This window comes from Shewanella sp. MSW, assembly GCF_007636515.1.
Classification (GTDB): domain Bacteria; phylum Pseudomonadota; class Gammaproteobacteria; order Enterobacterales; family Shewanellaceae; genus Shewanella; species Shewanella indica.
The window spans coordinates 1-18,578 of sequence record NZ_LVDR01000017.1; the positions used below are offsets into that span (position 1 = coordinate 1).

The following is an 18,578-nucleotide window of genomic DNA, read 5'->3' on the forward strand; positions in this document are numbered from 1 at the left end:
CAGGGCGGGATTCCACTTTGCTTATATCTTAACCAAATAACAACTCTGAGCGAAATGTAGGACTCCAACCAGCACGGCGGCGCTTACCTGCCAGACTGTCTTTTTTGCCTTGGTGCTGCCTTATCGCACTCAGAGCCGCTCGGTTAAATAGGGCGAGATGCTTTGCGCCATCAGGATCCGTTACCTTCAGCGCATCTTCGCGGAAGACCACATCCAGCACCCAATGGAGCTGATTTTCTACCCCCCAATGCTCTCGAATAGTCCTCGCGGCCTCTTCGGCATTGAGCGGTAAGGAACTGACATACCAGCGTGAAGAACATGATGTTATTCCATCGACTGTCCGTTCACTGGCAACTTCGATAAATGAGGTGATGTGCGGCCACTTTTTCTTAAGTTCCGCTGATAATTCTGCTTCTATCTGCATGACTGTTCGGCGCTCCCTGCGGCCATGACCCATGTTGAACTGCTCAAATATAGCCAGTTCTGGCTGCTCATACGCTTTACTGAAGCTGGTTTTGACTGCTTCAAATAATCCCGGCTGGTTCGACTTGAGCTGAATAATGAAATCACCGTTCCCCTGTTTAATTTTGTTCATGGTAGACACCTGACAATGCAGTGCATCCAGCGTCAGAACGGCATTATCCAGTGCCATAGCATCAATCATGTTGCGGGCGACTTCAGCTTCTTTCCCTTTAGAATGTGAACTGTCTTGGTAAAGTGTAATGCCGTTGCCGACATCAAATGCGCTGACAACATGGAGTGCATTCTTAGCATCCTCACTCCACGCCCCGCGCAGGGTTTTTCCATCCAGCGCGATAACGGTTTTCCCTTCCGTTTGCCGTTGCTCATTGATCCAGCCCAATATGGCTTGAAGGAGCAGTTCGCTGTCCAATGCTCTGATTATATTACTGATACAATGCCTTTTAGGGATGCCATTTTCAAATTTTCGGTACAGACGGAGCCAATCTAGCTGTTCTTCTCCGAATTCCTGAATGGACTTCCACCCAGTCGCACCGCTGAGGATAGCACTGAGTGTCAGGAACACCACATCCACTAAATTATGCTTTAGATTGATGTCCTTACGGGGATCGGTAATCTGTTCTAGTTGTTTCAAAAGGGTCATGGTCATCTGTGGATTAAGGGCAAGGCAGATCAGATCATGACCAACCGTAAAAGTTCAATTTAAAGTGGGATCCCGCCCTGACCAACATTCAGGTATAGAGAGTTGAAACATGTAACTTTAAATGGGCCATTAGAAACCAAAATAATGACACAGCCAGATGGAATAATAACAGCAACTGTGAAAGGATTTACAATATCGACTGAGATAAAAATTGACATATCTGGCCTGACATTATACACAAAAATCAAAACATCTGAGTTAAATCTTTCTGCAGATTACAACCCTATTAATGGTCAAGTCTATAATATTAGAGATAATGGAAACCTTAGAGTCCTTGTAGATATTGACGGAAATGAAATATTCAACAAGTTAGCAGCAAAGGTAACAAAGTCCTTGCTAAAGGTTTTTAAGCCTAACTTTTTCCAACAAGAATTGAACTCAATTTTAAGCAGTATTCACAACCATAAATATTATGTAGCTGGCATTGAAAGCGTTATACCTGATAACACTTAGATTATTAATGGTATGGACTTAGGTTTTGAAATAAAAAACACACTTAAAGGAATACATCCTGAAAAGTATATATCAATAGCAATATCTGAAAAAACCATAGATATTACACTGGTTGGAATTACAGAGAGTACTACATGAACAAAGTTGATTTTGATATATCAGGAAACTATAAAATATCTTACGAAAACCAAGCCGTTTATGATACAGGAAGTTGGATAAACCCATGCGCAAGACCAGGTGGCGCAAGCCATGGATGTTATGAACCATAAAGTTGAGGTTACTATGAAAAATTTAACCATGATCTTCTTAATCAGTTTGATGTTATCTGGCTGTACATCATTGAACGAAGTTAAACTTGATTCCACCCCCACATCAAACTATATAGGAAAGGATATCAAAATAACCACTACCTCAGATGAAATAATTGAGTTTAAAGTCGAGAACACAACTGATTCGACGTTATCCGGAGAAGGGAAGTCTGTAAAAATGGATAATATCAAGAAGATAGAGATGAAAGAGTTTAGCGTGATTAAATCAATTTCATTAACTAGTGGCCTATATATACTAGGTGCAGCAATTATAGCCGTTATGGTATTGTGAAATTAGAGCCTAAGGAAGATACAAGCAAGTCCCATGTGTGATCTGCTTTGTGTTTAATGATGGGATTGTTAGTATGCAGCATGAGAGTTACCTCTTTTGTTTTGATTGAAGCTTTGACACCTTTATCAAAACGGGTAACTCTCACCTTTGAGGGTGTTCAAGATAATGTGTCAGATCAAGTCGCGACTAAAATAACTTAGGCCGGAGGCCTATTATTGAGCTATCCCCAAACGCTCAAAATAACAATATATTAACCCCCTTGTAAATGGGCGACATTTCAAACAGTTTCAGGCTAATTTTTGGATTTTTCATTTAAATTGCTAAATGCACCATTTAATTTGCTCAGTAACTCAAGCGGCAGCGGAAACAGGATAGTCGAGTTGTTTTCTGCCGCCACTTCGGTCAGGGTATGCAGATAGCGCAGCATAATGGCATTGGGTTCTTTGCCCAGCGTCTGCGCCGCTTCCACCAGTTTTTCCGAGGCTTCCATCTCCCCCAGAGCATGGATCACCTTGGCCCGCCGCTCGCGCTCGGCCTCGGCCTGACGGGCAATAGCGCGGATCATACTTTCATTGAGATCCACGTGCTTGATTTCCACATTGGCCACCTTGATGCCCCAGGCATCTGTGTGGGAGTCGAGGATCCTTTGAATGTCGGCATTGAGCATCTCCCTGTTGGCCAACATCTCGTCCAACTCATGCTGACCGAGCACGGATCTCAGGGTGGTCTGGGCCAGTTGACTGGTGGCGGCGAGGAAGTTCTCCACATTAATAATCGCCTTTTGCGGGTCGACTACCCGAAAATAGAGTACGGCATTGACCCGCACCGAGACATTATCACGGCTGATCACATCCTGAGAGGGCACATCCATCACTATGGTTCGAAGATCCACCCGCACCATCTGCTGCACCACAGGGATCAGTATGATAAGCCCAGGCCCCTTGACCCGGTAAAAACGCCCGAGAAAGAAAATCACCCCGCGTTCATACTCCCTGAGGATGCGAAACATGCTGATAAGCAAGGCCGCAAACAGCACCAACAACACCCCAAAAGAAATGTTTAAACTACCACTGATAGCTTCACCCATGTCAGTCTCCTCTGCGTTGATTTTCAGTCGGCTCGATATCAGCGCTTTTCACCTCAGCCAGCTTAAGTACTAACCCATTAAGCCCCAAAATCCGCACCCGCTGCCCAGGGCTTAAGGCCTGCTCACTGCTCCCTTGCCAGTCTTCTCCCATAAAGTGCACTCGGCCGCGCCCGGGAAAGCCGTCTATCACCCTGGCATATTCCCCTACCATCCCCTCGGCGCCGGCCACCCCGGACAATTTGCGAGTCTTGAACACAAAGCTTATCAGCAGCAGGAAAAACAGCAGGCTCACGACGCTGACCAGGGCTATCACGGGCCAGGCTATGCGAAAAGCCTCAACTTCACTGTCCACCAAAAATACCGACCCCAGCACGAAGGCGACCAGGCCACCGAATCCTAAAATTCCAAAGCTTGGTAGCATGGCCTCGGCGAGCAGCAAAATAATTCCCAAGAGCAATAAACCGCCACCGGCATAGCTGATAGGGAGCAGCTGGAAGGCATACAAGGCCAACAGCAGACAGATCCCCCCTACTACGCCGGGCAACATGGCGCCAGGACTGTAAAACTCCAGCAGCAAACCGTAGATCCCCAATAACATCAGTATGTAAGCGATATTGGGGTTGGTGAGCAGATTGATGAAACGGGCACGCCAATCCGGGCTGCGATCCAGCACTATGGCGTTTTCGGTTTTGAGTATCCGAGCACCACCTTGCATGGCTACCGACTTGCCATCAAGTATGGCCAGGAGTTGCTGCGGCGTATCGGCGATATAGTCGATAACATTGGCCTCCAGCGCTTCCGAGGCCGTCAGGGTTGCCGCATCACGTACCGCCTTCTCGGCCCACTCGACATTACGCTGACGCAGCTCCGCCAGTGCCCGAATATAAGCAATGGCATCATTGAGCTGCTTGCGCTCAAGTTTTTGACTGTTGCTGTCACCCACAGGTTTTTCGGCTTCATTATCGGACGGCTTGGGCTCCGGTGGTTCATTTCCCATGGGACTCAGTTGCACAGGAGCGGCCGCCCCAAGACTGGTGGCACTCGCCATGGCGGCGATATGACAGGCATATAAGATGTAAGTCCCGGCGCTGGCTGCGCGGGCACCGGATGGATAGACCAGGCAGGCAACCGGCACCCTGGAACCGAGAATCGCTTGATTGATATCCCGTAGGCTGGATACCAGGCCTCCCGGGGTATCCAGAGTGATCAACACCAACTGACTGCCTGGGGTTGCAGCTGCACTCTCTATCCCCCGGATCAGATAGTCGCCGACACCGGGCCCTATGGCTCCTTTGACACTGAGCAGGGTAATGGTCGGCGCTGCGGCCGGGGAGTAAGGCTTTGGCCGGACGTGGTCTGCACCTAAGCCAGGCAAGATCCACAACAGAGCCAAGAGTCCTACACAGCCGCAGCGCCGGAACAAAGTATTGGCCGGCCAGCCTTTCATAACGCCCCCGGGTGGGTTTCCCCATACCTTAAGGATAGTCGGCTTTGGGGATTAGGCATAAAGCACTCATGTGACGGCCTTAAACCGAGCCGGTAGATATGAGCAGAAGGAGAGACCAATGAAAAAGGCGCCGAATCAACGGCGCCTGGTATTCAATGAGGGTTAGCGGACTATGCTGAGTCAACGGCAGGAATCAAGAGATTGAAACCCGCCACAAGGCTTATATATTTCAGCTCAAGGCTTATATATTTCAGCTCAAGGCTTATACGTTTCAGCTCAAGGCTGTTTCAGCCTACCGCCCAAACAATCGCCTGCAGTGATAGCATTGAGAAGATACCGGCCAGAATATCATCGGCCATAATGCCAAGACCGCCATGTACCTTGGCATCCAGCACCCGAATGGGCCAGGGCTTGAAGATATCGAAAATGCGGAACAACACAAAGCCCAGCAGCAACCAGAGTACACCGGCGGGCGCTGCAATCATGGTGATCAGTAACCCTGCTACTTCATCCCAAACTATGGCGCCGTGATCGTGCACCCCCATATCTTTGGAAGTCTTGCCGCACAGATAGATGCCACCAATACAGGCCAGCAGTGTCACGGCAATATACACCCCCAAACTGAACTGGGACAGCAACAGATATACAGGCAGGGCTGCCAAGGTTCCAAAGGTCCCCGGCGCCTTGGCCGCGAGGCCGGAGCCAAAACCGAGTGCCAGAAAATGCACCGGGTTCTTGAGGCTGACCCTTGCGAGCGCCTCGTCATGAGCAAACCACTTCATCTAAAAATGCTCAAATCCTGTCTGTTGCGGCTCGAATACCTCGCCGTGATATTGTAGCCTGAGTTGATTACCGGCAAGTATCTGGCCGACTTGATAGAACTTGACTCCGGCATGGCCCAAGGCGGTTTCCAGCGCGCCGCGCTGCGCCTCCGGCACAGTGAACAGCAGCTCATAGTCTTCGCCGCCACAGAGGGCATAGTCGAGTGCCGCATCCGCTGTGACAGTATCTTTCATCGCCTGGGACAGCGGCAGCTTATCCACTTCAATAACCGCACCGACGGCCGATGCCTTGAGGATATGCTTGATATCCGACAGCAAGCCATCTGAGAGATCTATGGCGCTCGATGCCAAGCCCCTCAGGGATTGACCAGCCAGGACTCTGGGGGAGGGATGATAATGGCGGTTAACCAGATATTCCTTGTGCTCTGCCCTCGCCTTCAATTCACCGCGGATAATATCCAGCCCCAGGGCAGAATCACCCAGGGAACCTGTGACATAAATCCAATCACCGGCGCGGGCACCGCTACGGGTGAGCGCCTTGCCTTCCGGCACTTGGCCATGAACCGTGATATTGATGGCTCTCGGGCCGCGGGTGGTATCGCCTCCGACCAGAGAAATACCATAGTAATCAGCCGCTTCAAATAAACCGGTACTGAATTGCTCCAGCCAGGTTTCATCGACACTGGGCATGGTCAGTGCCAGGGTCATCCATGCGGGCTCGGCCCCCATGGCAGCAAGATCGGATAGGTTGACCGCCAACGCCTTGTAGCCCAATGCCTGGGCCGGCATGTCCGGCAAGAAATGGACATTTTCCACCAAGGTATCGCAGGAGATGGCAATGGATTTGTGTTCGGCGGGGTGCACCAGGGCACAATCGTCACCTATGCCGAGGCGGACATCTTTGCGCGCTTGGCCACGACCATGGAAATAGCGCTCGATAAGTTGAAATTCTTTCACTGTTGACTTGGCCACTGGTTCGCAGCCTCCCGGTTTTCCAATGAAAAAACGGTATCTTACGATACCGTTTGTCTAATTTCTTTCTGGTTCAGCGACGAGCTACCAGCTTGTCCAATATGCCATTGACAAACTTGTGGCTGTCCTCGGCGCCGAACGCCTTGGCCAACTCGATAGCCTCGTTGATTACCACTTTGTAAGGCGTATCCTTGCGGAAAGTCAGCTCGTAAGCCGCCAAACGCAAAATGGCCTTCTCCACAGGATCGACCTCCTCCATGGGACGCTGATCCAGATGGGGGGCAATTAACTCGTCCAGTTGAGCCTTTTTGGTTGCCGCTCCGGTGAACAGTTCACGGAAGTAGGCGACATCCACGCCGTCTATGTTTTGCTCGGTCAGAAACTCGTGCTCCACATCGGCAATATTGTTCCCGCTCAGTTGCCATGAATAGATGGCTTGAACCGCTAAACGGCGGGCTCTGCGGCGCTCTGAAGGCTTCATGCTTTTTCCTGTATTACAGCTGTTGCTCAAGTTGTTGCAGCACGTTCACCATTTCCAGCAGACCCAGGGCAGCTTCGCCGCCTTTGTTGCCAGCCTTGGTGCCGGAACGCTCAATGGCCTGTTCGATAGTGTCTGTGGTCAGTACCCCGAAAGAGACCGGGATATCGAATTCCAGACCCACTTGAGCCAGACCCTTGTTGCATTCACCTGCAACGAAATCAAAGTGTGGTGTACCACCACGGATCACTGCCCCCAGGGCGATGATACCGTCGAACTTGCCACTGGCGGCAACACGACGGGCGGCCAAAGGCAGCTCGAAAGCACCAGGTACGCGTACCACAGTGATGTTGTCTTCACTTATCTGACCGAAACGCTTAAGAGTGTCTACGGCACCCTCCAGCAGACTTTCAACCACAAAGCTGTTGAAACGGGATACAACGATCGCGACTTTGGCGTTTTTTGCTTCGATATTACCTTGAACTATGTTCATTATCTTACCTAACTTAGCTAAAGCACCCGGCCGGGGGCAAAAAGTGGCGCTATGATAGCACGCAATTTACCCCTCTGCCCTATGCAATTATTCGGAAATGGTTAATTAATTCTGTCGGCTCATTCGCCGGGAATATACTCAGTGACTTCCAGACCAAAGCCCCCCAAAGAGTGATAACGCTTGGGCGAGCTGAGCAGGCGCATTTTGTTGACACCAAGCGTCGCCAGAATCTGTGAGCCTACGCCAACCCTTTGGGAGGTTCCCTGCCATTTGGCGGTCACCGGCACTTCGCCCTTGTCTTCGGCTTCGAAAGCCTTGACCTTGGCGATAATGCTCTCGTTAGGCTCCTGGTTACCCAGCAGCAACAGCACGCCACCATCGGCGGCAATCCGCGCCATGGCTTGCTCAAGCGGCCAGCTGCGCACTTCATCGCGCTCAGAGAACAGCAGGTCATTAATGGTGTTTTGCAGGTGTACCCGCACCAGAATATTGTCAACAATCTCGCCCTTGACCATGGCAAAGTGCAGTTGATTGTCTATGGTGTCGCGGAAGGTGTGCAGTTCAAACTCGCCGAAACGGGTAGGCAGCTTGCACTTGGCCTCACGCACCACTGTGGTTTCAGTGTTATTACGGTAGTTGATCAGATCGGCAATGGTGCCCATCTTAACGCCGTGCTCCTTGGCGAACACTTCCAGATCCGGACGGCGTGCCATGGTGCCATCCTCATTGAGGATCTCCACGATCACTGCCGAAGGTTCCAAACCAGCCAAACGCGCCAGATCGCAACCGGCTTCGGTATGACCGGCGCGCACCAGCACCCCGCCATCCTGCGCCATCAAAGGGAAAATATGCCCGGGCTGAACTATGTCGGACGGCTTGGCATTTTTAGCCACAGCCGCCTGCACTGTCACGGCGCGGTCATGGGCGCTAATACCTGTGGTCACCCCTTCAGCGGCCTCGATGGAGACGGTGAAGTTGGTCGAAAACTGGGCGTTGTTATTGCTGACCATCAGCGGCAGATTCAGCTGCTGGCAGCGAGCCTTGGTCATGGTTTGGCAGATAAGACCACGGCCGAAGCGAGCCATGAAGTTGATCGCTTCCGGGGTGACTTTCTCCGCCGCCATGATGAGGTCGCCCTCGTTTTCCCTGTCCTCATCGTCCATCAGGATAACCATTTTGCCCTGACGAATATCCTCGATGATCTCTTCGATACTGTGTAGCGCCATTGTAAGACCTTTATCTCTTGTTCTGTGTAATCAATGAATTCTAACCTGTTAGCGCGCGATAACCAGTGTGCTTGCGCACATCTAGCGCATGAAACCGGCCTTGGCGAGCATAGCCAGAGTCACGCCTTCGCTCGGCTGCCCTTCCTCTTTATGCTGCATTAAACGTTCAAGATAGCGGGCTATCTGATCCACCTCCAGATTCACCTGAACTCCGGGACGCAGATCAAGCAAAGTGGTTTCGCTGGCGGTATGGGGCACTATGGTGAGGCGGAAATTACAGCCATCGACTTCGTTGACCGTGAGGCTGACACCATCTATGGTAATGGAGCCTTTATGGGCAATGTAACGGGCCAGCTCAGCAGGCGCCTCGAGCCAAAACTCCAGCGCCTTGCCCCTTGGGGTCACGCTGATGACCCGCGCCATACCATCCACATGGCCACTGACCAAGTGCCCGCCCAAGCGGGTGCTTGGCGTGACCGCCTTTTCCAGGTTAACTTTGGCGCCGACACTGTAGCGGTCAAAGCCGGTGAGGCTAACGGTTTCAGCCGAAATATCGGCCACATAACCATCCGCCAGGCGTTCAACCACGGTCAGACACACACCGTTGGTGGCAATGCTGTCACCCAATTGGACATCGCCAAGGTCCAGCTTGCCGCTGGCCACCGTCAGACGAATATCATCACCACGGCGCTCTAGGGCCCGTATTGTACCGACAGCTTCAATTATTCCGGTAAACATTCAATCACCTATCTTGAGAGTAAGCCGGGTATCATTGCCCAGCTTACGTTGATCTGTTACCCGTATCGCCGGGGTATCGGCTATCTGCTGATAGTTGGGCAAGGCCAGCAGGTTTCGGCCAGCGGCGCCAAGCAGTTTCGGGGCTTGGTAGAGCAGCAGCTCATCGGCCAAACCGGCACTAATAAAGGCGCCGCAAAGCGTTGCCCCGGCCTCGACCAACACCGCATTACAGCTCTGGCTCAGGTGTTGCAGCAGCGCTGTGATATCGACTCTGTTGTCTTCACCGGCCAGCACCAATGTGGTGACATAAGGCGGCAAAGCGGCCAGGAACTCATCCTCATAGGGGCGGCAGCTGACCAAGAGTACCGGGCTGACAATTTTCAATAACCTGGCATCGAGCGGCATACGGCAGTTACTGTCGAGTATCACTCGCAGCGGTTGAATAAGCTCCTGCTCACTCAGGGTTTCACCCAGGCTGCCAAGCTCAGAGTGCCGGACATTCAAGGAAGGGTCATCGGCCAATACGGTTTCAATGCCGGTGAGCAAAGCGCAGCTGCGGGCCCTGAGCCTTTGCACGTCGCGGCGCGCCTCGGGGCCGGTTATCCACTTGGACTCGCCGTTGGCCAACGCCGTCTTGCCATCGAGACTCGCCGCCAGCTTGAGGGTGACCCAGGGACGATTTCGCTCCATCCGCGATAAAAAGCCCGGATTCAACGCTCTGGCCTGCTCAGCCAAGAGACCGCTCTGCACCTGAACCCCGGCCTCCTGCAGCATGCCGATACCTCGGCCGGCCACCTGAGGGTTGGGATCTGTCATAGCCACCACCACCCGCTTGAGGCCATGTTTAATTAAGGCTTCGGCACAGGGCGGGGTGCGACCATAGTGACTGCAGGGTTCGAGGGTGACATAGGCAGTAGCGCCGCGGGCCTTGTCAGCGGCCATTTTCAAGGCATGTACTTCGGCATGGGGCTCACCGGCACGCTGATGCCAGCCTTCGCCGACAATCTTGCCATCGGCATCTATGATGACGCAGCCGACATTGGGGTTGGGGCGGGTTGTATAACGGCCACGGCGAGCCAGCATTATGGCGCGGCTCATCATGGCGATATCAGTATTGGACCACATGGGGGTTTCCGTTACTTAACAGTTGGCTGTGACTGACAGCCTATTTTTTCTCCAGCTTGGCAATCGCTTCACCAAACTCTGACACATCTTCAAAGGCACGATACACAGAGGCAAAACGAATATAGGCCACCTTATCCAGCTCAATAAGATGATCCATCATCAGGTTGCCGATCATTTCCGAGGTCACTTCCCGCTCGCCCGTGGCTCTGAGGGTGGACTTGATCTTGCTGATCGCCTCTTCAATCTTATCCATGGAAACCGGACGTTTCTCGGCGGCGCGCAGCATACCGCCGCGCAGCTTATCCTCATCGAACGGTTGCCTGCTGCCATCGCGCTTGATCACTCTGGGCATGACGAGCTCGGCACCTTCAAAGGTGGTAAAGCGTTCATGACACAGAGTACATTCCCGGCGACGGCGCACCTGATGACCGTCTGCCACCAGCCTGGAATCTATCACCTTGGTATCCGTCGCACTGCAAAATGGACAATGCATTATGCCTCCTGGTGCTCAGTTGCCGGCAGCGGCTGCTGCTAAATGGCAGGAACAAAAATGGCCGCTGAATTCAGCGGCCATCGAAGTTTATCCTATTCCCTTGAAAAGGTTAACCGTAAACAGGGAAGCGAGCGCACAGTTCCAGCACCTGGCTCTTCACGCGCTCGATAACGGCGTCATCGTGAGCATTGTCGAGCACATCACAGATCCAGCCGGTCAGTTCACGGGCTTCGGCTTCCTTGAAACCGCGGCGAGTGATGGCCGGTGTACCGATACGCACCCCGGAGGTCACAAATGGTGAGCGGGGGTCGTTAGGCACTGAGTTCTTGTTAACTGTGATGTTGGCGCGGCCCAGAGCGGCGTCGGCTTCTTTACCGGTCAGCTCACGGCCAATCAGGTCCACCAGCATCAGATGGTTGCTGGTACCGCCGGAAACTATCTTGTAACCGCGCTCGAGGAACACCTCAACCATGGCCTTGGCGTTGTTGACCACCTGCTGCTGATAGGTCTTGAATTCCGGCTCCAGTGCTTCTTTGAAGGCCACGGCTTTACCGGCGATAACGTGCATCAGAGGACCACCCTGACCGCCCGGGAATACTGCGGAATTCAGCTTCTTGTACAGATCTTCATCGTCGGCAGCCGACAGAATCACACCACCGCGGGGACCGGCCAGCGTCTTGTGAGTGGTCGAAGTCACCACGTGGGCGTGCGGCACAGGGTTAGGATAAACACCGGCAGCGATAAGACCGGCCACGTGGGCCATATCGACAAACAGGTAAGCGCCAATTTTGTCGGCGATTTCGCGCAGCTTGGCCCAGTCAACTATGCCTGAGTAGGCCGAGAAGCCGCCGATGATCATCTTGGGCTTGTGTTCCAGCGCCAGCGTTTCGAGTTCGCTGTAGTCAATCTTGCCGGACTCATCGATACCGTAAGGGATGATGTTGTACAGCTTGCCGGAAAAGTTAACCGGAGAGCCGTGGGTCAAGTGACCACCGTGAGCCAGGTTCATCCCCAGTACGGTATCGCCGGGTTGCAGCAACGCCATATAAACCGCGCTATTGGCCTGTGAACCTGAGTGTGGCTGAACGTTGGCGTAAGTAGCGCCAAACAGCTGCTTGGCACGCTCAATTGCCAGAGTCTCCACCACATCGACATACTCACAACCACCGTAATAACGCTTGCCTGGATAACCTTCGGCATACTTGTTGGTCAGTTGTGAGCCCTGGGCTTCCATGACTCTGGGGCTGGTGTAGTTTTCGGAGGCGATCAGCTCAATGTGCTCTTCCTGACGACGGGTTTCATCCTCAATCGCCTTGAACAGCTCAGGATCATAGTCGGCAATGTTCATACTTTTCTTCAGCATCTGTCACTCCAGCTGGCAAATCTTATTGGTAGGGTTGCGCGGTATTCTACTCTGAGTGTGACAAATATCCCAGTCGCAGGATGATGAAAATCCTTGTGTCAGCAGATGACTATGTTTCATTTGCTGAACAATGGTGCCGCTATCCGGCCGCATCTGGCAGGAGCCCTGGCAAATTGGTAAACTGCCGCCAGTTTAGGAAAACTCAGTTCAGGACAACAGAGAAACAATATGGCTCAGTTTGTATACAGCATGCTGAGGGTCGGCAAAATAGTGCCGCCCAAAAAGCAGATCCTCAAAGATATTTCATTGAGTTTCTTCCCCGGCGCCAAAATTGGTGTCCTGGGTCTCAACGGCTCGGGTAAATCCACCCTGTTGAAAATCATGGCAGGTCTGGACACAGAAATTGAAGGTGAAGCCCGTCCCATGCCGGGACTCAAGATAGGTTACCTGCCCCAGGAGCCCCAGCTTGATCCCAACAAGACAGTACGGGAAACCATAGAAGAAGCCGTCAGCGAAGCCAAAAACGCCCTCAAGCGTCTGGATGAAGTCTATGCGGCCTATGCTGAGCCGGATGCCGACTTCGACGCCCTGGCCAAGGAGCAAGGCGAGCTGGAAGCCATCATTCAAGCCCAGGATGCCCATAATCTGGACAATATTCTCGAGCGCGCCGCCAACGCCCTGCGTCTGCCGGAATGGGACGCCAAGGTAGAGGTGCTCTCCGGGGGTGAACGGCGCCGGGTGGCCATCTGTCGTCTGCTGCTGGAAAAGCCGGAGATGCTGCTGCTGGACGAACCGACCAACCACCTGGATGCCGAATCCGTTGCCTGGCTGGAGCATTTCCTGCAGGAATACTCAGGCACTGTAGTCGCCATTACCCACGACCGTTACTTCCTCGACAATGCCGCCGGCTGGATCCTGGAACTGGACCGGGGTGAAGGTATCCCATGGCAGGGCAACTACTCCTCCTGGCTGGAGCAGAAAGATGCCCGTCTGAAGCAGGAAGCCGCCAGCGAAAGCGCCCGCCAGAAGACGATTGCCAAGGAATTGGAGTGGGTGCGTCAGGGGGCCAAGGGACGTCAGTCCAAGGGCAAGGCCCGTATGGCCCGCTTCGAAGAGTTGAACAGCTCAGATTATCAGCGCCGCAACGAGACCAATGAGCTGTTTATTCCGCCCGGTCCTCGTCTGGGTGACAAGGTGATTGAGGTGCGTAATCTCACCAAGAGCTATGGTGACCGGATTCTGATAGACAACTTAAGCTTCAGCGTTCCCAAGGGCGCCATCGTCGGTATTATCGGTGCCAACGGTGCCGGTAAGTCGACCCTGTTCAGAATGCTCAGCGGCGCCGAGCAGCCGGACAGCGGTGAAATCGAGATAGGTGATACGGTACAAATCGCCTCTGTGGAACAGTTCCGTGACTCGATGAACGACAAGAACACGGTTTGGGAAGAGATTTCCGGCGGTCAGGACATAATGCGGATCAACAATCTGGAGATCCCGAGCCGCGCCTATGTCGGTCGCTTCAACTTCCGTGGTGGCGATCAGCAGAAGATCATCGGCTCACTTTCCGGCGGTGAACGTAACCGGGTGCATCTGGCCAAGCTGCTGCAAGCCGGCGGCAACGTGTTGCTGCTCGACGAACCGACCAACGATCTGGACGTGGAAACTCTGCGGGCACTGGAAGAAGCGCTGTTGGAATTCCCCGGCTGCGCCATGGTGATCTCGCACGACCGTTGGTTCCTCGACCGTATCTGTACTCACATCCTCGACTACCGTGACGAGGGGCAGGTTAACTTCTACGAAGGTAACTACACAGAATACTCGGCCTGGCTGAAAAACCAATTCGGTGCCGATGTGATTGAGCCGCACAGACTCAAGTACAAGCGGATGACCAAGTAATAGAAAAACCGTACAAAAACGGAGGCAAACGCCTCCGTTTTTTATTTCCTTTAACCCAGGCCGGCTTCAGAATCGTCCAACTGCCTGCCACTGTCCGAGCGAAACGCCTGCTCTCTTGGCACACACTCAAACACTTCACGCACATAATGGCGTTTGCCGCGGTTACCTATCCGCTCCAGCTTCATTCCCGGCATCTGCCGCTGGTAGAGCTCGGCCTTGGCCGGATCCCAAGAGACCCGAATAATCTCCTGCGCCGCTCTTGTTGTTTCCACCAGGCACTTATAGTCCTGACGTTGCCCCTTGGGCTGTGCGGCAGCCAGAGGCAGGCTCAAGAGTATGGCCAAAGGCAATATCAGCTTGTTCATCATCCGCTCCTCAATTGGCCTGATAGTAATAAATCTTGTTGGTAGACGGGCCGCCGCCGACACACTTGTGATCGCCGGGTGGGCAGCCGGGATCCGGCATCACCTTCTCCATCTTTTCGCCGGCATTGCCAATGCCTATCAAATACATATAGCTATCGGCCACAGTACCATCACTGCTGATATTGGGCGGCACAACCAACTGCGGTGTATCCGGGACACTCTCTCCCATCTCCAGATAGGTTTTTGTGTAACTGCGGGTGCCCTTGTGCAGATCAAAGCCATAGAGGTAGCCCTGCCCTGCAACCAAACACTGGTTGCTGGAGGTCTGCGAGCCGGGCACATAGGAGGTAAAGAAAACCCGCCCTTTAATGATACTGGCATCGGCAAGGCTTTTTTCACCATTGCGGGTAAAGTCGTAATACCAACCGCGCTTGCGGCCAAAAGCAATATGTTCTTTCTCTGAAGCCGGCGCCTTGGCAGTCACATCGTAAAGATCCGCCAACGTCAGTGCCTGAGGCACTGCCTTGCCCTTGAAACTCTGACTGAGGGGATTTCTGTCCTGCAGAACAAAGAACATGTCCGAGCGACTGGTGTTCGATGGAGATGGCCTGAGTCCGGAGCCGACCACCACGGCATCGTAAGGGACTTGCTGCGCCGAAATCACCATCTTTGACTGGCCATTGACCGTGACACGGTTCTCGCTCAGATTGCCAAACATGGTTTGCGCCACCACAGGGGCGGCAAAGAAGCGCCTGTCGGTATTTTCTGTGCTGCCGCCAAGAGAAGCAAACTTGAAGGCACTCCATTGTTTGCTGTCGGCACCGGCCATATCCAGCCGCCAAACATTGGCCCCGGTATCTGTGGCATAGATACGGTCAGTAACGCCATCACCATTGCTGTCAAGAATCGCGACCGAATTGGGAATGCTGTCCCTCAGCCCCGGCATTGGCGTATCACCGCCGGGGCCAAATCTGTGCAGTAACTTGCCGGTTTCGGCATCCAGAATGAACACCCCGCGGCCCTGGCTATCGGCGCCACCGACCTCAAGAGTATCCTTGGCCGGAGAGTACCCTGCTCCAAAGATGAGTACCGGCTTGTCACCCTGACCTGGAATGGTGGTCACCACAGGCTTGGCCCAGCTTTGCCCCAACTCACTCATGCCGGCCGAGTCTGCGCTGATATGCCACATCAGACTAGGCTTATCCGGATTGGTCACATCCATGGCGTAGTAACCACGGCCGCCACGCCGCAGCCCCATAAATACCCAGGCCTTCTCCATCTTGTTGCCGCTGCGCTTGATATAAGCTGCGGGTGAGCCATCAAAACCATAAACCGAATGCACGCCGGAAGGTACGTTGGCCCTGAGCGTTGCCAGATTGGGTAAAAACTCCCAGGGCATAAAGGCCCAGCTCTCATTGACCGAGTCCCCTTTGTCCTGAAACATATGCAGCATGCCGTGGTTACTGCCCAGCAGAATACGGATATCCGGGTTCTTTGCGGACGAACCGAAATCTATCGCCAAAGGTTTGGAATGCAAGGGGTCGCCAAGAAGGTCACGGCGCTTATCGCTGTGGCTGTTATTCTGGTTGTCATCGTCAATATCCTTGCCGATAACCCAGTCGAACAGATCCTGCAGTTGGCTTTTATCTACTCCCATATGCTGCGCCAGCTTGGCCTCGCCGCCGGCGTAACTGCTGGCCGCGACCTTGGTCAGGGGCGACAAACCACCTTTGGCAGCAAAATTGCCGTAGAAAGTGCGCTGCTGTTGGTTATAGAGGGCCTCGGCCACCCCACCTTTGGTAACATCGTCGCCATCACCACCGGCGTTGCAAACGGCCTGAGAACTCCAGAAAGAGCAGGCCGAAGTATTGATATTGCCATTGTCGGCAATGGCCGGATTGCCGTTTTTGTCTACCACATCCCCTGTGCCTGTCACCCTGAATTTCTTGAGATTGCCACGCCAACGGGGGCCCTTGTTGGGCAGGAACATGGAGTAATACACAGAGTCAAAGGTCTGTACCTTGTTGAAGTTATTGCTGGCCACTGAGGGCGAGGTGAAACTGGCATTCTTTTCCAGAATTTGATTGACCACCAACTGAATTGCCGACTGCAGCTTGCTGGCATTCTGGGCATCGAAGTAACGGCCGCCGCCTTTTTCAGCAGTCTTTCTCAATAAGGCTTCCGCCCTGGCCGCCCCCTCACTGAAACCTATGGTAAAAGTATTGACCGTCTGTTTGCCGGCCATATTGGGGTTAACGTCATTACGGGCCATCCAACTGCTCAGGGCACTGAGATAACTTCGGCGACGATTACTGCTCACATAAGCATCCTTGCCCCCGGTCATACTCTGCACCAAGCCGTCGGCGGCCTTGTCCAACGTCGGCTCACCGTCTGTGATATAGACTATATAGGCTTGGTTCTGACACTTTTTGAACGGCGACTCATAAATGCCGTTCTTGATAATGCTCATATCCTGCTGCGGGGTATTGGCGGAATCATAATAACCTACGACTCTGAGCCTTCCCCATTCATCACGCCGGTAATAAGTGTAATCACTATCATTATCACCGAAATACACCCCTTGGCCACTAAAGTATCGATAGGCTTCATAGAGAGTTTCACACAAGGGTGTATTCTGGGCGAAGGTAATATCATTGACGCTTTTAATAAGCGCTATCTTACTGTCGGCACTCTGCGGTTTAATCCCGGAGATAATCCGCCCACCATCGCGCATGCCTTCCCTATCATGGTTTAAGTTGAAAATGGCCAGACCCAAATCTACCCCGGGAGTTGTCACAATCACGTTCTGAATCGCTTCCTGAGCCAGTTGCAAACGTGTCTTGGTGACCTTTTTCTTATCACTGTGATGCCAGCGCAAATAATCTTCTGTATAGAGGGTTACCACGCGGCCAGTGCCAAAACCTGTACGCCCTGCAGCGTCCTTGGCCGCCTTCTTCTGCGCTTCGGTCGAACGATTGCTGACCTGGGTGTAGCTGATCACCTGATTGCGGTTACCGACGCTATCCAGCGGCAAACCATCGGGTATCCCAGCCGCATTGCCATAACGCTCATCCTGAATATCCTCCAAACAATCTACCAGAGTGATATTGGCGCCATTATTTTCCGGCAACTCTTTCCAGGTGCCATTTTGCCCGGAGAAACTGTACTCACGAACAAACCCGGTATAAATTCCATATTTATTCAGATACTCCCAGGAGGTTTGACAGCCGTTATTGCTGCGCAGAAAACGCCAGGTTTTATCCTGCTTACCCGGAACCGGCATATTATCGGAATCCGGTGCTCCTTTGGTGAAATAAATAAACTCTTTCTTGGGCTCAAGGGCGCCACCACCTGCGCCGGGGAAATAACTCTCATCCACATCGTATACATAATTACCCATACTGACGGAGTTATCGAAAATAATCAGCATTTGCGGTCGAGCACCTGTACGCGATGAAGACTCGTAAACATAGAGCTCTGTGTCATCGGCCAATAACGGGCTGACCAATATAAAACTGCCAATACAGGAAAGCAGTAAGGTTAAGAATTGTTTGCCGTCAAAACGCCAATAAGGACTGATAAATATTTGCTTGTTCATGGTAACCAGCTTGTATTTCACCCTGTGTTTATTCCACTTTTCGATGAGAGACAAACAACACACTAGACTGTAAAATAAGGCTTTTATCTCTTTAGCCTTCTATTTACCACGGCAAAAAACAAGCAAACAACAAATAAATAGATTTATTCACATTATCATCAAAATGTGTCGACCAAACCTCATAAAAAACAAACAATATTGACCTTAGCCAAATATCTGACTCATCTATTAAGGTCACTTTATGTACTTACTTAGGGAATGCTTCTTGCGAAGGACTAG

The 18,578-nt window shown here is 52.5% G+C and carries 17 protein-coding genes; 3 read left to right on the top strand and 14 right to left on the bottom strand.

Annotated features, from left to right (window positions below):
* Positions 1 to 28 precede the first annotated feature (28 nt).
* On the bottom strand, positions 29 to 1,123 hold the full coding sequence (locus tag AYI96_RS16235) for an ISAs1 family transposase (protein ID WP_144361248.1): 1,095 nt from the start codon (positions 1,121 to 1,123) through the stop codon (positions 29 to 31).
* Between the two features lie 102 nt (positions 1,124 to 1,225).
* On the opposite strand from AYI96_RS16235, the gene AYI96_RS16240 reads away from it, so the two are divergent.
* Both AYI96_RS16240 and AYI96_RS16245 read left to right on the top strand, forming a co-directional pair.
* Positions 1,226 to 1,636, top strand: coding sequence for a hypothetical protein (locus AYI96_RS16240; RefSeq protein WP_144361997.1), 411 nt, complete (start codon positions 1,226 to 1,228; stop codon positions 1,634 to 1,636).
* Positions 1,637 to 1,885: 249 nt separating this feature from the next.
* Positions 1,886 to 2,236 (top strand): hypothetical protein, encoded by a 351-nt coding sequence (locus AYI96_RS16245; protein WP_248952458.1) that lies wholly within the window; start codon positions 1,886 to 1,888, stop codon positions 2,234 to 2,236.
* Positions 2,237 to 2,528: 292 nt separating this feature from the next.
* Here AYI96_RS16245 and AYI96_RS16250 read toward each other — a convergent pair whose 3' ends face one another.
* The 11 genes from AYI96_RS16250 to glyA all read right to left on the bottom strand — a co-directional run bounded on the left by AYI96_RS16250 (position 2,529) and on the right by glyA (position 12,440).
* Complete coding sequence (locus AYI96_RS16250; RefSeq protein ID WP_039034261.1) at positions 2,529 to 3,323, bottom strand: slipin family protein; 795 nt, start codon at positions 3,321 to 3,323, stop codon at positions 2,529 to 2,531.
* A 1-nt stretch (position 3,324) separates the two neighbouring features.
* Positions 3,325 to 4,770 carry an NfeD family protein gene (locus AYI96_RS16255; protein ID WP_222116212.1) on the bottom strand — a complete coding sequence of 482 codons (1,446 nt, stop codon included), beginning with the start codon at positions 4,768 to 4,770 and terminating at the stop codon, positions 3,325 to 3,327.
* 287 nt (positions 4,771 to 5,057) lie between these two features.
* Positions 5,058 to 5,552, bottom strand: a complete 495-nt coding sequence (locus AYI96_RS16260; RefSeq protein ID WP_025887610.1) for a phosphatidylglycerophosphatase A — start codon at positions 5,550 to 5,552, stop codon at positions 5,058 to 5,060.
* Positions 5,553 to 6,509 carry a thiamine-phosphate kinase gene (gene thiL, locus AYI96_RS16265; RefSeq protein ID WP_144134508.1) on the bottom strand — a complete coding sequence of 319 codons (957 nt, stop codon included), beginning with the start codon at positions 6,507 to 6,509 and terminating at the stop codon, positions 5,553 to 5,555.
* An 88-nt stretch (positions 6,510 to 6,597) separates the two neighbouring features.
* Positions 6,598 to 7,005, bottom strand: coding sequence for a transcription antitermination factor NusB (nusB, locus tag AYI96_RS16270; protein WP_025009430.1), 408 nt, complete (start codon positions 7,003 to 7,005; stop codon positions 6,598 to 6,600).
* A 13-nt stretch (positions 7,006 to 7,018) separates the two neighbouring features.
* Complete coding sequence (ribE, locus tag AYI96_RS16275) at positions 7,019 to 7,495, bottom strand: 6,7-dimethyl-8-ribityllumazine synthase (protein WP_144191080.1); 477 nt, start codon at positions 7,493 to 7,495, stop codon at positions 7,019 to 7,021.
* Between the two features lie 119 nt (positions 7,496 to 7,614).
* Positions 7,615 to 8,721, bottom strand: a complete 1,107-nt coding sequence (gene ribBA, locus AYI96_RS16280; protein ID WP_028779054.1) for a bifunctional 3,4-dihydroxy-2-butanone-4-phosphate synthase/GTP cyclohydrolase II — start codon at positions 8,719 to 8,721, stop codon at positions 7,615 to 7,617.
* Between the two features lie 81 nt (positions 8,722 to 8,802).
* Positions 8,803 to 9,459 carry a riboflavin synthase gene (locus AYI96_RS16285; protein ID WP_039034258.1) on the bottom strand — a complete coding sequence of 219 codons (657 nt, stop codon included), beginning with the start codon at positions 9,457 to 9,459 and terminating at the stop codon, positions 8,803 to 8,805.
* The gene (gene ribD / locus AYI96_RS16290) at positions 9,460 to 10,584 is read right to left on the bottom strand and encodes a bifunctional diaminohydroxyphosphoribosylaminopyrimidine deaminase/5-amino-6-(5-phosphoribosylamino)uracil reductase RibD (protein WP_039034257.1); all 1,125 of its coding nucleotides are present in this window, start codon (positions 10,582 to 10,584) and stop codon (positions 9,460 to 9,462) included.
* Positions 10,585 to 10,624: 40 nt separating this feature from the next.
* The gene (gene nrdR / locus AYI96_RS16295; protein WP_025009434.1) at positions 10,625 to 11,077 is read right to left on the bottom strand and encodes a transcriptional regulator NrdR; all 453 of its coding nucleotides are present in this window, start codon (positions 11,075 to 11,077) and stop codon (positions 10,625 to 10,627) included.
* 109 nt (positions 11,078 to 11,186) lie between these two features.
* Positions 11,187 to 12,440, bottom strand: a complete 1,254-nt coding sequence (gene glyA / locus AYI96_RS16300; protein WP_039034256.1) for a serine hydroxymethyltransferase — start codon at positions 12,438 to 12,440, stop codon at positions 11,187 to 11,189.
* 228 nt (positions 12,441 to 12,668) lie between these two features.
* Here glyA and ettA point away from each other — a divergent pair, with 228 nt between their 5' ends.
* Entirely contained in the window at positions 12,669 to 14,336 is a 1,668-nt protein-coding gene (ettA, locus tag AYI96_RS16305) for an energy-dependent translational throttle protein EttA (RefSeq protein ID WP_025887609.1), read from the top strand.
* A gap of 50 nt (positions 14,337 to 14,386) precedes the next feature.
* Here the strand turns inward: ettA and AYI96_RS16310 are convergent, their stop codons facing one another.
* The gene (locus tag AYI96_RS16310; RefSeq protein WP_039034255.1) at positions 14,387 to 14,701 is read right to left on the bottom strand and encodes a TapY2 family type IVa secretion system protein; all 315 of its coding nucleotides are present in this window, start codon (positions 14,699 to 14,701) and stop codon (positions 14,387 to 14,389) included.
* 10 nt (positions 14,702 to 14,711) lie between these two features.
* Positions 14,712 to 18,299: a PilC/PilY family type IV pilus protein gene (locus AYI96_RS16315; protein ID WP_144361998.1), complete on the bottom strand. Its 3,588-nt coding sequence runs from the start codon at positions 18,297 to 18,299 to the stop codon at positions 14,712 to 14,714.
* Positions 18,300 to 18,578: the final 279 nt, after the last annotated feature.